The organism is Streptomyces sp. NPDC058198, assembly GCF_042882605.1.
Taxonomy (GTDB): Bacteria; Actinomycetota; Actinomycetes; order Streptomycetales; family Streptomycetaceae; genus Streptomyces.
This window is the reverse complement of record NZ_JBHVVP010000005.1, coordinates 58,672-73,921: the sequence shown is the minus strand read 5'-3', so window position 1 is coordinate 73,921 and position 15,250 is coordinate 58,672. Positions and strand designations below refer to the sequence as shown.

Genomic DNA, 15,250 nt, shown 5'->3' with positions numbered 1-15,250 from the left:
AACCGGCGAGCCAGACATAACAGCTCCCGTGCGGCGCCCGCGCCCCGGACGGCGGCAACCGCGCACCGCGCGGGCCGCGGCCGGACCGGAATCAGGCGCGGCGCCCGGGAGCGCGACGGGAGAACCGCCCGCATGCTTGAGTCCACCGAACCCGGTACACCCGGGAACACCACCAACGAAGACAACAACTCGCCCAGCGACACGCTGCCGCCGCGCCGCAGGCGCCGCGCCGCGTCCCGCCCGGCGGGGCCGCCCACCGCGGGCGCCGAGGCCACGAACGGCGTCACAGTCGCGGAGACCGTCGCCCCGGCCATACCGGCCGGTGAGGCTGCCGACGCAGCCGCGACCAGCGGGGCGGCGGCCGAAGAGGCCCCCGCGCCGCGTACGCGTCGTCGTGCGACGCGCAAGACCGCCGCACCCGAGGTGACCACCCAGCCGGCCGAGGCCGTCGAGGCCGTGGTCGAGGCCCCGGCCGAGGAGAGCCCGGCCGAGGAGGCCGCGCCCGCCCCTCGTACGCGCCGTCGTGCGACCCGTAAGGCCACCGCGCCCGTGGGTGCGCCGGCCGAGGAGAGCGCCGAGACCGCCGCCGAAGCTCCGGTCGCGGAAGCACCGACCGCCGAAGCCCCGGTCGCGGAAGAGGCCCCCGCGCCGCGCACGCGCCGCCGTGCCACCCGTAAGACCGCCGCTGCCGAGGTCACCACCGAGGTCGCCCCCGAGCCGGTGCAGGCCGTCGAGGCCGTCGTGGCGGCTCCGGCCGAGGAGAGCCCGGCCGAGGAGGCCGCGCCCGCTCCCCGTACGCGCCGTCGTGCGACCCGTAAGGCCACCGCGCCCGAGGGTGCGCCGCAGGCCGCGGAGAACGTGGCGGGCGAGAGCCTGCCGCAGGATGTCGTCGCGCAGATCGCCGCCGAGGACGAGCAGGTCCAGGCCGCCGAGAAGGCCGCCACCCGTGGCCGTACGCGCCGCAGGGCCGCCGCGCCCGAGACCACCCCCGAGCCCGCGCCCGAGCCGGTCAAGGAGACCAGGGCGAAGGCGAAGGCCGGCGACAAGGCCGCCGTGAAGGAGGCCGAGGCCCCGGAGCGCTCGCGCCGCCGTGCGACGCGGCCCGCCGTGGCCGTTTTCCAGGCGCCCGTCTTCACCGAGCCGATGTTCCAGACCCCGGAGACGGCCGCCGCCGCGGCACACGCCGCCGGGACCGTGGAGGACGACGAGGAGGAGGACGTGACGGAGGCCGCGGCAGTGGCCGAGCCCGTCGCCGCGCCCGAGCCCTCGGGCCGCCGCCGGCGTCGCCGCCGCGGTGAGTCCGCCGAACCCGTGGAGACCGCGGAGACCGCGCCGGCCGCCGAAGAGGCGCCGCAGGAGTCCCCGGACGAGACCGACACGGACACCGACACCGAGGCCGAGCAGTCCGGCGACGGTGACGACTCCGACGAGTACGAGGACCGCCCGTCGCGGCGCCGCCGCCGGGGTGGCCGTCGCCGCCGCCGTGGCGAGTCCGCGGACGCGGACGACACCACGGACGAGCACCACGACGACTCCGCCGAGCAGTCCGAGGACAGTGACGGCGACGGGGACGACGAGGAGCACGACGACACCGAGGGCTCCTCGGGCGGCGGTTCCTCCAGCAGCCGGCGGCGTCGTCGCAGGCGCCGTCGCAGCGGTGACGGCGGTTCCGAGGCCGAGAGCGGTACGGACGACCCGGAGCGTACGGTCGTCAAGGTCCGCGAGCCGCGCAAGAAGGAAGAGCGCGAGCACAGCACCAGCTCCGACGAGGTGCAGTCCATCAAGGGCTCGACCCGTCTGGAGGCCAAGAAGCAGCGCCGCCGTGAGGGCCGCGAGCAGGGCCGGCGCAGGGTGCCGATCATCACCGAGGCGGAGTTCCTCGCCCGCCGCGAGGCCGTCGAGCGGGTGATGGTCGTCCGCCAGAACGGCGAGCGCACCCAGATCGGTGTCCTTGAGGACAACGTGCTCGTCGAGCACTACGTCAACAAGGAGCAGGCCACCAGCTACGTCGGCAACGTCTACCTGGGCAAGGTACAGAACGTACTGCCCTCCATGGAGGCCGCCTTCGTCGACATCGGCAAGGGGCGCAACGCCGTCCTGTACGCCGGTGAGGTCAACTTCGAGGCGCTGGGCATGGCCAACGGCCCGCGCCGGATCGAGACCGCCCTCAAGTCCGGCCAGTCGGTGCTCGTCCAGGTGACGAAGGACCCGATCGGCCACAAGGGCGCGCGGCTGACCAGTCAGGTGTCGCTGCCCGGCCGCTATCTGGTCTACGTGCCCGAGGGCTCGATGACCGGCATCAGCCGCAAGCTGCCCGACACCGAGCGGGCCCGGCTGAAGACCATCCTCAAGAAGATCGTCCCCGAGGACGCGGGCGTCATCGTCCGTACGGCCGCCGAGGGCGCCAGCGAGGACGAGCTGCGCCGCGATGTCGAGCGGCTCCAGGCGCAGTGGGAGGACATCAAGAAGAAGGCGAAGAGCGGCAACGCGCCGACCCTTCTCTACGGTGAGCCCGACATGACCGTCCGGGTCGTCCGCGACATCTTCAACGAGGACTTCACGAAGGTCATCGTCAGCGGTGACGAGGCGTGGCAGACCATCCACGGCTATGTCGCGCATGTCGCGCCGGATCTGTCCGACCGGCTGTCGCGCTGGACGAGCGAGGTCGACGTCTTCGCGACGTACCGCATCGACGAGCAGCTGATGAAGGCGCTGGACCGCAAGGTCTGGCTGCCGAGCGGTGGTTCGCTGGTGATCGACAAGACCGAGGCCATGATCGTGGTCGACGTCAACACCGGGAAGTTCACCGGCCAGGGCGGCAACCTCGAAGAGACCGTCACCAGGAACAACCTGGAGGCGGCCGAGGAGATCGTGCGTCAGCTGCGGCTGCGCGACCTGGGCGGCATCGTCGTCATCGACTTCATCGACATGGTGCTCGAATCGAACCGGGACCTGGTGCTGCGGCGGCTGCTGGAGTGCCTGGGCCGGGACCGTACGAAGCACCAGGTCGCCGAGGTCACCTCGTTGGGCCTGGTCCAGATGACCCGTAAGCGGGTCGGCCAGGGCCTGCTGGAGTCGTTCTCCGAGACCTGCGTCCACTGCAACGGCCGCGGTGTCATCGTCCACATGGAGCAGCCCACGGCGGCCGGTGGCGGCGGCAACGGCAAGCGCGCCAAGAAGCGCGGCCGCGGCGGCGCGGCCGGTGGCGACCAGGGTCACGAGCACGACCTCGCCCAGGACCACGACCACGACCACGAGCACGCCGGTGTCGCGGCGGAGACCGAGGCCGAGCTCGCGGCGGAGGCGGCGGTCCCGACCGCGCTGCCCGAGCCCGAATTCGCTCCGGACGAAGAGCTGTTCAGCAGTGCGGCGGAGGCCGAGGCGGCCGTCCGCGGCCGGTCGCGCCGCCGGGCGTCGCGCAAGGCGTCGGCTCCGGCCGGTTCGCCGAAGGCCGCCGAGCCGGAGGCCAGGACCGAGGCGCCCGTCGCCGAGACGCCTGTCGAGGCACCGGTCGAGGCTCCGGCCGCCGAGCCGGAGGCACCCGCGGAGGAGGCGGCCCCCACGGGCCGTACGCGCCGTCGGGCCACGCGCAAGGCGTCGGCTCCTGCCGGTTCGCCGAAGGCCGCCGACGCGGCAGTGGCCGCCGAGGTCGTCCTGCCCGTGCCGGCCGAGCCCGAGGCCGTGCCCGAGCCGGTCGCGGCCGAGGCGCCGGCCGTCGAGGAGGCACCCGTCGCGGCCCCGCCGCGTGCGCGCCGCCGGGCGACCCGCAAGGTCACCGCACCCGCCGGATCGCCCTCGGGCGCCGACGACGCGGCGGTCGTCGTGGTGGAGTCCGTGAAGGACACGAAGGCCGAGGAGCCGGCCGAGGCGCCCGTGGAGGACGCGTCGGACGGTGCCGGGTCCGAGGGCGCCGCCCCGGCCAAGAAGACGGTCCGCAAGACCGCCAAGAAGGCCACCACCGCGAAGAAGACGGCCGCCAAGAAGACGACGACGGCCAAGAAGACCGCGGCGAAGAAGACGACGGTCAAGAAGACGGCCAAGTCGGCGTCGAAGAAGACCGCGGCGGCCGAGCAGCAGGCGCCGTCCGGCGTCACGGCTTCCACGGAGGACTGAGCGCGTTCGCAGAAGGCCGTCGGCCGGACCCTGGATTCCCGGGTCCGGCCGACGGCCGTTCCGTCTCCGCCGCGCCCTCGGGCGCACGGGCCCAGTCACGGTGCGGGGGACCTGGTTTGACCCCCTGTACAGGGGCCCCGTACTCTAAACCTTCGGCGTGTTCCAATGCGCGCCCACTCCTGAGCACCCACCTCCCGGATTTCCGGGGGAGGCCGCTCGTCCTGTCAGGATCGCCATGGGCCCCGGCCCGTGCGAGCGGCTGGCATCAGGGGTTCCGTTCCGAGCGAGAGTGAGATCCGCGTGTACGCCATCGTGCGCAGCGGTGGTCGCCAGCACAAGGTTGCTGTCGACGACATCGTTGAGGTTGACAAGATTCCCACCGCCAAGGTTGGCGACACGGTCGAGCTCTCGACCCTGCTCGTGGTCGACGGCGACACCGTCACCAGCGACCCGTGGGTGCTTGACGGCATCAAGGTCACGGCCGAGGTCGTGGACCACCACAAGGGTGTGAAGATCGACATCCTTCGCTACAAGAACAAGACCGGCTACCGCCGTCGCCAGGGTCACCGTCAGCAGTACACGGCGATCAAGGTCACCGGTATTCCCGCGGCTGCGAAGTAAGGGACTGAGGAGACATGGCACATAAGAAGGGCGCATCGTCCACTCGGAACGGGCGCGATTCCAATGCTCAGCGGCTCGGCGTGAAGCGCTTCGGCGGTCAGGTCGTCAACGCCGGTGAGATCCTGGTCCGCCAGCGCGGCACGCACTTCCACCCGGGCTCGGGCGTCGGCCGTGGCGGTGACGACACGCTGTTCGCGCTGAACGCCGGTGCGGTGGAGTTCGGCACCAGCCGTGGCCGTAACGTCGTGAACATCGTTCCGGTTGCCTGATCAGGCACCCGTAGAGCGGTTTTCTTCGCGAGGGCGGACCTCACTTCCCGGTGACGGGAAGCGGGTCCGCCTTTCGCGTGTTGCAGGTTAGACATTTCCGTATGTACTGGAGGCAACCCCCATGACCACCTTCGTGGACCGCGTCGAGCTGCATGTCGCCGCGGGTAACGGAGGCCACGGCTGCGCCTCCGTACACCGTGAGAAGTTCAAGCCGCTCGGTGGCCCCGACGGCGGCAACGGCGGCCGGGGCGGCGACGTCATCCTGGTCGTCGAGCAGTCGGTGACGACGCTGCTCGACTATCACCACTCGCCGCACCGCAAGGCCACCAACGGCAAGCCCGGCGAGGGCGGCAACCGCTCGGGCAAGGACGGCCAGGACCTGGTCCTGCCGGTCCCCGACGGCACGGTCGTCCTGGACAAGCAGGGCAATGTCCTCGCCGACCTGGTCGGCCAGGGCACCACCTATGTCGCCGCCGACGGCGGCCGCGGTGGTCTCGGCAACGCCGCGCTGGCCTCGGCCCGCCGCAAGGCGCCCGGCTTCGCGCTGCTCGGTGTGCCGGGCCGCGGCGGGGACATCGTCCTGGAGCTCAAGACGGTCGCCGACGTGGCGCTCGTGGGCTACCCGAGCGCCGGCAAGTCCTCGCTGATCTCCGTGCTCTCCGCGGCCAAGCCCAAGATCGCGGACTACCCCTTCACCACGCTCGTCCCCAACCTGGGCGTGGTCACCGCCGGCTCCACCGTCTACACCATCGCGGACGTCCCCGGGCTGATCCCGGGCGCCAGCCAGGGCCGCGGCCTCGGTCTGGAGTTCCTGCGCCATGTCGAGCGCTGCTCCGTCCTCGTACACGTCCTGGACACGGCCACGCTGGAGTCCGACCGTGACCCGGTCACCGACCTCGATGTCATCGAGGAAGAGCTCACGCAGTACGGCGGTCTCGACAACCGGCCGCGGATCGTCGTCCTCAACAAGATCGACATCCCGGACGGCAAGGACCTCGCCGAGATGATCCGTCCCGAGCTCGAACAGCGCGGCTACCGCGTCTTCGAGGCGTCGGCCGTGGCCCATACGGGGCTCAAGGAGCTGTCCTTCGCGCTCGCCGAGGTCATCGCCAAGGCCCGTGCGGAGAAGCCGTTGGAGGAGGCGACCCGGATCGTCATCCGTCCGAAGGCCGTCGATGACGCGGGCTTCACCGTCACGCTGGAGGAGGACGGGATCTACCGCGTGCGCGGCGAGAAGCCGGAGCGCTGGGTGCGGCAGACCGACTTCAGCAACGACGAGGCCGTCGGCTACCTCGCGGACCGGCTGAGCCGGCTCGGTGTCGAGGACCAGCTGATGAAGGCCGGCGCCCGGGCGGGCGACGGAGTGGCCATCGGCGCCGAGGACGACGCGGTCGTCTTCGACTGGGAGCCCACGATGATGGCGGGCGCGGAGATGCTCGGCCGCCGCGGCGAGGACCACCGTCTTGAGGCACCGCGTCCGGCGGCGCAGCGGCGCCGGGACCGGGACGCCGAGCGGGACGACTCGGACCGCGAGTACGAGGAGTTCGACGCCTTCTAGTCCGACGCCTTCTGATGCCCCTCCCGGCCCGGGAGACCATGGCGGAAAGCCGTGGTCACCCGGGCCGGTGTCACAACCGGTGACCGGGTGGGAGCGGTGCGTACGCTCTCATCTGTGACCCCCGCTGCTCCGACGTGAATCTTGTGTGGTGTCCTTCACGTACGACTCCCGCCCCGAACCATTGGCGCACTGGTCTTCGCAGGTGAATCAGGGGTTGCGGGCCGGTGTCGCACAGTTGTGGTCCACCTTGCAAGAGGATTGCCGCGGGTGGGACCATCGCTTCATCCTCTGAGCCCGCAAGGTAGGTCAGTTCTGTGTCTGCAACTCCCGCGTCGCCCGTGAAGCCCCGTACCACCGCCGTCGTCCTGGCGGGCGGTACCGGTCAGCGAGTGGGCCTGTCGATCCCGAAGCAGCTGCTGAAGATCGCGGGGAAGGCGGTCATCGAGCACACACTGTGGATCTTCGAGCAGGCCGATTCGATCGACGATGTGATCGTGCTCATGGCGCCGGGCTATGTGCCCGACGTGGAGAAGATCGTCGCGAAGGCCGGGCTGACCAAGGTCAGCAAGGTCATCGAGGGCGGCTCGACGCGGAACGAGACCACCGAGCGTGCCATCGCCGCCCTCGGCGAGGGCCTGGCCGAGGGCGAGGACCGCAACGTCCTGTTCCACGACGCCGTCCGCCCGCTGCTGTCGCGGCGCGTCATCGAGGACTGCGTGGCCGCGCTGGACCGCTACCAGGCCGTCGACGTGGCCATCCCGTCCGCGGACACGATCATCGTGACCCGTACGCACGGCGAGGACGGCGAGTTCATCACCGACGTCCCCGACCGGTCCCGGCTGCGGCGCGGCCAGACCCCGCAGGCGTTCAAGCTCTCCACCATCCGCAGGGCGTACGAGGTGGCCGCCGGCGACCCCAACTTCCAGGCCACCGACGACTGCTCGGTCGTGCTGAAGTACCTGCCCGACGTGCCGATCTATGTCGTCGCGGGCGACGAGTACAACATGAAGGTGACCCAGCCGGTCGATGTCTTCATCGCCGACAAGCTCTTCCAGCTGGCCTCCGCCGCCGCCCCGCAGCAGTCCTCCGAGGACTCCTACCGTGAGCTGCTGACCGGGAAGACCCTGGTCGTCTTCGGCGGTTCCTACGGCATCGGCGCGGACATCGCGAAGCTCGCCGAGTCCTTCGGCGCCACGGTGTACGCGCTGGGCCGCTCCACCACCGGTACGCATGTCGAGAACCCCGAGCATGTCGACGACGCGCTGTCGCGCGCGTACGGCGAGACCGGCCGGATCGACTACGTCATCAACACCGCGGGCGTGCTGCGCATCGGCAAGCTGGCCGAGACGGACAACACGACCATCCAGGAAGCGCTGAACGTCAACTACCTCGCGCCGGTGCAGATCGCCCGCGCCTCGTACAAGTACCTGGTGGAGACCAAGGGACAGCTGCTGCTCTACACCTCCAGCAGCTACACCCGCGGGCGCGCGGAGTACAGCCTCTACTCGTCCACGAAGGCGGCCATGGTGAACCTCACCCAGGCGCTCTCGGACGAGTGGGCCGGCGAGGGTATCCGGGTGAACTGCGTGAACCCCGAGCGCACCGCGACCCCGATGCGCACCAAGGCGTTCGGCCAGGAGCCCGAGGGATCGCTGCTCTCCTCCGAGGCGGTCGCCAAGACCTCCCTCGATGTGCTGCTCTCCGAGCTGACCGGCCATGTCATCGACGTACGGCAGCAGGACCCGACCCGCGGCGCCTCCGAGGCATCCGATTTCGAGCAGGCGCTGGCCGCCGTCCTGGACCGTCAGGGAGATGTGTAATAATTCTTGACAATCTTAGATCCGGGCCTCTGTGGTCGCCGACGTGCGAACCATGGAGGCCCGAGCTCGTGAAGCTGCGTCTTCACACTTTCCTTGCAAGGCAACAGCAGGCACGGTCTGGAGCAAGTTTTTCGTGATTTCGACAGCCATTCGCGTCGCCCGGGTGGGCAGCGGATCAGAGCTGGCAGCCGCACTTCTACTGGGTCTGGGTTTCCCGTGCGTCATGCTCGCCGCGATAATTCCCAATCTCTGGTTGTTCGCGGCGGCCGCGGCCGTGACCTATCTCGCGGACACTTTCCTGCACCAGCGGGGCAGCTATCTGGTGAACCGGCTCGCCAAAGTGCGGGCCGGTCTGTCGATCCGCTTCCTGATCCGGCAGATGCTGCTGGTGCTGATGGTCGCGCGCTCGGGCCTCGGTGAGGACCGGATCTTCTACGTGACCGTGGTCGCGGTGCTGGTGTTCTACGGACTCCAGGCGCCGCACGGCGCGATCGTCACCCTGCTCCGGCTGCGCCGCAGGCTGCCGGTGGTCACCCGCAATATCGACCTCGGCGCCATCCGGATCCCGGACGCCCCGCCGCGCTGGCTGCTCGACCGCTCCGCCGAGAAGATGCTCCACCTGGACATCTTCGCCGTGGTGGGCGTGATCATCACGGTGGAGACCCGCGACAACATCTTCGGCTTCGCGGGCCTCGCCGCCAGCCTGTTCCTCGCCTTCGGCTACATCGTCGCGCTGCTGCCGTACCTGCGGCCCAGCCGGCTCGTGCCGTCCGCCGAGAAGGTGCTCAAGGCGGTCGACGGCTGGCTGGCTGACTACCGGCCGACCGTGATGTTGTACTTCTCCGGCTCCAAGGAGTCCGCGTACCAGGTCAACATGTGGCTGGACACGATGGACCAGCTCGAAGGACGGCCGCTGATCGTCCTGCGCGAGCGGGTCATCGCGCAGCAGCTGGGCCCGACGGGCGTACCGGTGCTGTGCATCCCCGGCGGAGTGCATCTGATGAACCTGGACCTGTCGACCGTCCGGGTCGCGCTCTACGCGGCCAACGTCGGCAAGAACATCCACATGCTGCGCGTCCCCACCATGAAGCACGTCTTCATCGGGCACGGCGACAGCGACAAGATCGCCAGCGTCAACCCGTACAGCAAGGCGTACGACGAGGTGTGGACCGCGGGCCGGGCCGGCCGCGACCGCTACGCGCTGGCCGACGTCGGGGTGCGCGACGAGGACATCGTCGAGGTGGGCCGTCCGCAGCTGGCCCCGATCGAGCCGGCGAGCGGCGCACCGAAGAACCCCATCCCCACGGTGCTGTACGCGCCCACCTGGGAGGGCTGGGACGACAGCCCCGGCAACACCTCGCTGCTGCTGGCCGGCGAGAACATCATCAAGCGGCTGCTGAAGGCCGAGGAGCCGGTGCGGGTCCTCTACAAGCCGCACCCCTTCACCGGGACGCGCAGCGCCAAGGCGAAGGCCGTGCACGACCGCATCATCGCGCTGGTGGAGAAGGCCGCCGCCGCGCGTGCCACCGACGCCCGCTGGGCGCAGGAGGCGGCCGCGCTCCGCACGGAGCAGACTGCGGCGCGGGCCGAGCTGACCCGTATCGGGGCCCGGCTGACCGAGCTCTCCGGGGTGGCGGACGCGAGCCGGGACGAGGCCGAGGAGTCGCGTGACTCCACGGCGGACCCGGAGCGGCAGGCGGAGCTGACGCGGCTCAGGACCGAGTGGAACAGCGCGTACTGGCGTTCCTTCGGCTGGTGGGAGCACCGGGTCATCGGGGGCGCCGAGCCGCGGCTGTACGACTGCTTCAACGAGTCGGACGCCATGGTCTCCGACATCTCCAGCGTGGTGTCGGACTTCATCGCGAGCGGCAAGCCGTACGCGGTCACCGACTCGGCGGCGCTGGGCGCGGAGGAGTTCAAGCGGCAGAACACCGCCGTACGGGCCGCCGTGATCCTCTCCAACAGCGCGAACGAGCTGGACCAGCTGCTCGCGGCGGTCGCCGATCCGTCCGCCGACCGGCTGGCGGATGCCCGTCATGAGCTCAAGCGGTATCTGCTGGGACCTGACGAGCCCTCGTCGATCGACCAGTTCAACGCGGCGACGCGCGCGCTGTCGGTGAAGTCCGAGGCGCGCAACGTGAGCGTCGAGAAGCGCCTCGCGGAGCCCGAGGAGTCGGCGGCGCCGGACGACTCGGCACCGGTCGAGCCCCGGGCCGAAGAGGGCCTGGAGACGGCCAAGGACGCGCGGACGGAGCCCGAGAACAACGACCTGGACTCGCCCGTGCGCGGCTGAGCACCAGCTGTACCGTTTTTTCCAAGGCCCGGCAGGGCCGCCTTCTGGCGCCCTGCCGGGCCTTTCCGTATGGCCCCGAAAGTCCACTGTGACCGGCATCACATACGCAGAGGAAGGTGACAAGACAACCAATTTCCGGTGCCACCTGTCTTGAATTGCGATGAACGATATGCCTGTTCCTGATGTGAGTGTGATTGTCGGGGCATATGAAGCGATGCCCTACCTGATCCGCTGCCTGGAATCGGTGGAGGCCCAGACCATGGCCCACCGAATCGAGATCGTCGCCATCGACGACGGCTCGACCGACGGCACGGGGGAATATCTGGAGAAGTTCGCCGCCTCGACGGCCATCCCGACCAGGGTGGTACGACAGGCCAACTCGGGTGGCCCCAGCGGGCCGCGCAATGTGGGTCTCGGGCTTGCCCGGGGGCGTTACGTGTTCTTCCTGGATGCCGATGACTATTTCGCCGAGGAAGCGCTGGAACGCATGGTGGCCATGGCCGACCGTGCCGGTACGGACGTGGTGCTCGGCAAGGTGGAGGGGGTGAACCGGGGCGCTCCGGGGTCGATGTGGACCCGAACGGCCGAGCGCGTCGACATTTACAGCTCGCAGGTGATTTTCACGCTGAGCGCGCAGAAGCTCTTCCGGCGCGAGCTGCTCGTCCGGCTGGGCCTGCGGTTCGACGAGGGGCTGAAGACCGGCGAGGACGCGCTCTTCACGATGGAGGCGTACATCCGCGGTAAGGGTGTTTCGGTGATCTCCGACTACACCTGCTACTACCTGGTCGGCCGCGACGACGGCAAGCATGTGACCAAAAGCGGCAGTTACCAGCTGCGGTTCGACTCCGCGGGGGCCCTCATGCGGCTCATCACGGACCTGGTGCCGGCCGGCCCGAAGCGTGACCGGCTGATGGTCAGACCCTTCACGGTCGGGCTGATCCAGCAGTTCGGGCAGGGGCTGCTGAAGCAGCCGGAGAAGGTCCAGCGCCACAAGATGGAGCTGGCGGCGCCCCTGATGGCGCGGTACTGGACCCCGGCGGTGGCCAAGCGCATAAAGGTCTCCGAGCGGCTGCGGCTGGAGTGTGTCGCCCTGGACCGGCTCGACCTGCTGAAGGAGCTGCTCGCCTTCATCAAGGCCGGGACGAAGCCGGAGGTGGTCCGCCGGGGCCGCGCCCGCACGCCGTACCTGGCCTATCCGCACTTCGGGGAGGCGGGGACCGGCCTGCGGGACGCGTCGTACGAGGTCACCGTGCCGGACTGGGTGGGCGAGCCGGGTCTGGAGCGCATCGAGGCTCCGAAGGCCGCGCGCCGGCGCAAGTCGCTGGCCCGCCGGGTGGCGCGGCGCTTACGCACTCACGTGCGATGCCGCGCCCTCGTACTGAAAGGGGGCTCGTGAGCGTACTTTTCCGCGCCCCCCGAGCGCGCCGATCCGCCCACTCAAGGTGACCATCAGCGGGCCGCAGCGGGAATCGTAGGTAAAATCGTGCCGTCGGGCGACGCCCGGGCAGCATCGCAATCAGAGCATGGGATAGGGATCGTGAAGGCTCTCGTACTGTCCGGCGGGGCGGGCACCCGTCTAAGGCCCATCACCCATACCAGCGCGAAACAGCTGGTCCCCGTGGCGAACAAGCCGGTGCTCTTCTACGGCCTGGAAGCCATCGCCGAGGCGGGTATCACCGAGGTCGGTGTGATCGTGGGGGACACCGCCGAGGAGATCCGCGAGGCGGTCGGCGACGGCTCCCAGTTCGGCATAAAGGTCACCTATCTGCGCCAGGACGCCCCCCTCGGCCTGGCGCACGCCGTGCTCATCGCCCGTGACTTCCTGGGCGACGACGATTTCGTGATGTACCTCGGTGACAACTTCATCGTCGGTGGCATCTCCGGTCTGGTGGACGCCTTCCGCGCGGACCGGCCCGACGCGCAGATCCTGCTGACGAAGGTCCCCAACCCGACCTCCTTCGGTGTGGCCGAACTCGACAGCAACGGCCGGGTGGTGGCCCTGGAGGAGAAGCCGAAGGAGCCGAAGAGCGATCTCGCGCTCGTCGGTGTCTATCTCTTCACCCCGGCCGTCCATGAGGCCGTGCGCTCCATCGAGCCCTCCTGGCGTGGCGAGTTGGAGATCACCCATGCCATCCAGTGGCTGATCGACCAGAAGCGCGACGTCCGCTCCACGACCATCTCCGGGTACTGGAAGGACACCGGCAACGTCAGCGACATGCTGGAGGTCAACCGCTCGGTGCTGGAGACCCTGGAGCCGTGCCGTGAAGGCACCGTCGACGCTGCCACGGAGATCATCGGGCGGGTCAGGATCGAGAAGGGCGCGCAGGTCACCGGCAGCCGCATCGTCGGTCCCGCGATCATCGGTGCGGGCACGGTGGTCAGCGACGCCTACATCGGTCCTTTCACCTCGGTCTCCGAGGGCTGCCGGATCGAGGACAGCGAAATCGAGTACTCCATCGTCCTGCGGGGCGCCTCCCTCACCGGCGTGCGCCGGGTGGAGGCGTCCCTGATCGGCCGCCATGTCGAGGTCACCCCCGCGCCCCGTAACCCCTCCGCCCACCGGCTCGTCCTCGGCGACCACAGCAAGGTGCAGATTTCCTCATGACGAATTCCGCGGCCCCCAGCCGCCCCACCAGGATCCTGGTCACCGGTGGTGCCGGCTTCATCGGCTCGCACTACGTCCGTACGGCGCTGGGCCCCCAGGGCCCCGGTGACGTCGAGATCACGGTGCTCGACAAGCTCACCTACGCGGGCAATCCCGCCAACCTCGACGAGGTCCGCGGCCATCCCGGATTCGCCTTCGTCCAGGGCGACATCTGCGATCCCGAGCTGGCCGCCAAACTGATGGCCGAGCACGACCAGGTGCTGCACTTCGCCGCCGAGTCGCATGTGGACCGCTCCATCGACGGCGGCGCGGAGTTCGTCCGCACGAACGTCGTGGGTACCCACACGCTGATCGACGCCGCGCACCGCGCGGGCGTCAAGACCTTCGTGCACATCTCCACCGACGAGGTCTACGGCTCGATCGACGAGGGCTCCTGGCAGGAGACCCACCCGCTGGAGCCCAACTCGCCGTATTCCTCGGCGAAGGCGTCCAGCGACCTGATCGCCCTCTCGTACCACCGCACCCATGACCTCGATGTGCGGGTGACCCGCTGTTCCAACAACTACGGGCACCACCACTTCCCCGAGAAGGTCATCCCGCTGTTCATCACGAACCTGCTGGACGGCAAGAAGGTCCCGCTGTACGGGGACGGGGGGAACGTCCGCGACTGGCTGCACATCGACGACCATGTCCAGGGCATCGAGCTGGTCCGTACGAAGGGCCGCGCCGGCCAGGTCTACAACATCGGCGGCGGTACGGAGCTCTCCAACAAGGAGCTGACCGGGCTGCTGCTGGAGGCATGCGGGGCGGACTGGGACACCAGCGTCGAGTACGTCACCGACCGCAAGGGCCACGACCGCCGCTACTCCGTCGACTGCGCCAAGATCCGCACGGAGCTGGGGTACGAGCCCCGCAAGGACTTCGCCACCGGCCTCGCGGAGACCGTCGAGTGGTACCGCGACAACCGCGCCTGGTGGGAGCCGCTGAAGGGGCGTGCGGCCCTGTGAGCGGCTGGCTCGTCACCGGGTCAGGCGGCATGCTCGGCCAGGATCTGCTGGCCGCGCTCGCCGCGGCCGGGGAGCGCGCGGCCGGCCTGGACCGTACCGCGCTGGACATCACGGACCCCGGCGCGGTGCGCGCCGCCCTGGAGGCGTACGCACCGGCCGTGGTGGTGAACTGCGCCGCTTGGACGGCCGTGGACGACGCCGAGGTCAAGGAGGCCGAGGCGCTCGCGGTCAACGGCGCGGGGCCCCGGGTCCTCGCTGAGGCGTGCAAGGCGTCGGGCGCGGTCCTCATCCAGCTCTCCACGGACTACGTCTTCGCCGGGGACGCGGAGACGCCGTACGGCGAGGAGGCCCCCACGGGGCCGCGCAGCGCCTACGGCCGCACCAAGCTGGCGGGGGAGCGCGCGGTGCTGGACACGCTCCCGGAGACCGGCTACGTGGTCCGTACGGCGTGGCTGTACGGCGTGGGCGGCGGCAACTTCGTCCGCACGATGATCCGGCTGGAGGGCGTCAAGGACACCCTGGACGTGGTCGACGACCAGTGCGGCCAGCCCACGTGGGCCGCTGACCTCGCCGGCCGGCTGGTCCTGCTCGGCAGGGCGGCGCTCGCGGGGACGGCTCCGGCCGGGGTCTATCACGGCACCAGCGGCGGCGAGACGACGTGGTTCGCGTTCACGCGGGAGATCTTCCGGCTGCTCGGCGCGGACCCCGAGCGGGTCCGTCCGACGACCAGTCAGGCCTTCGTACGGCCCGCTCCGAGGCCCGCGTACAGCGTGCTGGGACACGACCGGTGGAAACCCACAGGAATCGACCCGATCCGTGACTGGCGTTCCGCGCTCGCGGAGGCCCTTCCGGCGCTCGTCGAGGCAGACCGCCAAATGGGTGTTACCAACCAGTAGATGTTTACGTACAGGCCAGAGACCTACTAGGTTCACTGAGAATCAATCCCCTGGTTGTTGATTCTCAG

10 protein-coding genes are annotated in these 15,250 nt (G+C 69.9%); all 10 read left to right on the top strand.

Features of this window, described 5'->3' with window-relative positions; genetic code table 11:
• Positions 1-132: 132 nt before the first annotated feature.
• The 10 genes from ACFVWW_RS19290 to rfbD all read left to right on the top strand — a co-directional run bounded on the left by ACFVWW_RS19290 (position 133) and on the right by rfbD (position 15,182).
• The gene (locus ACFVWW_RS19290; protein WP_386877536.1) at positions 133-4,113 is read left to right on the top strand and encodes a ribonuclease E/G; all 3,981 of its coding nucleotides are present in this window, start codon (positions 133-135) and stop codon (positions 4,111-4,113) included.
• 300 nt (positions 4,114-4,413) lie between these two features.
• Positions 4,414-4,734: a 50S ribosomal protein L21 gene (gene rplU / locus ACFVWW_RS19285; protein ID WP_384192335.1), complete on the top strand. Its 321-nt coding sequence runs from the start codon at positions 4,414-4,416 to the stop codon at positions 4,732-4,734.
• 14 nt (positions 4,735-4,748) lie between these two features.
• The gene (rpmA, locus tag ACFVWW_RS19280; RefSeq protein WP_384192338.1) at positions 4,749-5,003 is read left to right on the top strand and encodes a 50S ribosomal protein L27; all 255 of its coding nucleotides are present in this window, start codon (positions 4,749-4,751) and stop codon (positions 5,001-5,003) included.
• A gap of 121 nt (positions 5,004-5,124) precedes the next feature.
• Positions 5,125-6,561 (top strand): GTPase ObgE, encoded by a 1,437-nt coding sequence (gene obgE, locus ACFVWW_RS19275; RefSeq protein ID WP_386877535.1) that lies wholly within the window; start codon positions 5,125-5,127, stop codon positions 6,559-6,561.
• 314 nt (positions 6,562-6,875) lie between these two features.
• Complete coding sequence (locus ACFVWW_RS19270; protein WP_384192343.1) at positions 6,876-8,381, top strand: SDR family NAD(P)-dependent oxidoreductase; 1,506 nt, start codon at positions 6,876-6,878, stop codon at positions 8,379-8,381.
• A gap of 223 nt (positions 8,382-8,604) precedes the next feature.
• Positions 8,605-10,674 (top strand): hypothetical protein, encoded by a 2,070-nt coding sequence (locus ACFVWW_RS19265; RefSeq protein WP_386877534.1) that lies wholly within the window; start codon positions 8,605-8,607, stop codon positions 10,672-10,674.
• Between the two features lie 160 nt (positions 10,675-10,834).
• Positions 10,835-12,070 carry a glycosyltransferase family 2 protein gene (locus ACFVWW_RS19260; RefSeq protein ID WP_384337598.1) on the top strand — a complete coding sequence of 412 codons (1,236 nt, stop codon included), beginning with the start codon at positions 10,835-10,837 and terminating at the stop codon, positions 12,068-12,070.
• Positions 12,071-12,211: 141 nt separating this feature from the next.
• A complete protein-coding gene (locus tag ACFVWW_RS19255; protein ID WP_384192350.1) occupies positions 12,212-13,279 on the top strand; it encodes a glucose-1-phosphate thymidylyltransferase in 1,068 nt (355 codons plus the stop codon).
• Positions 13,276-14,286, top strand: coding sequence for a dTDP-glucose 4,6-dehydratase (rfbB, locus tag ACFVWW_RS19250; RefSeq protein WP_384192353.1), 1,011 nt, complete (start codon positions 13,276-13,278; stop codon positions 14,284-14,286). Before ACFVWW_RS19255 ends, rfbB begins: the two co-directional genes overlap by 4 nt.
• Positions 14,283-15,182, top strand: coding sequence for a dTDP-4-dehydrorhamnose reductase (gene rfbD / locus ACFVWW_RS19245; protein WP_384192355.1), 900 nt, complete (start codon positions 14,283-14,285; stop codon positions 15,180-15,182). Before rfbB ends, rfbD begins: the two co-directional genes overlap by 4 nt.
• The last annotated feature ends 68 nt before the right edge of the window (positions 15,183-15,250 follow it).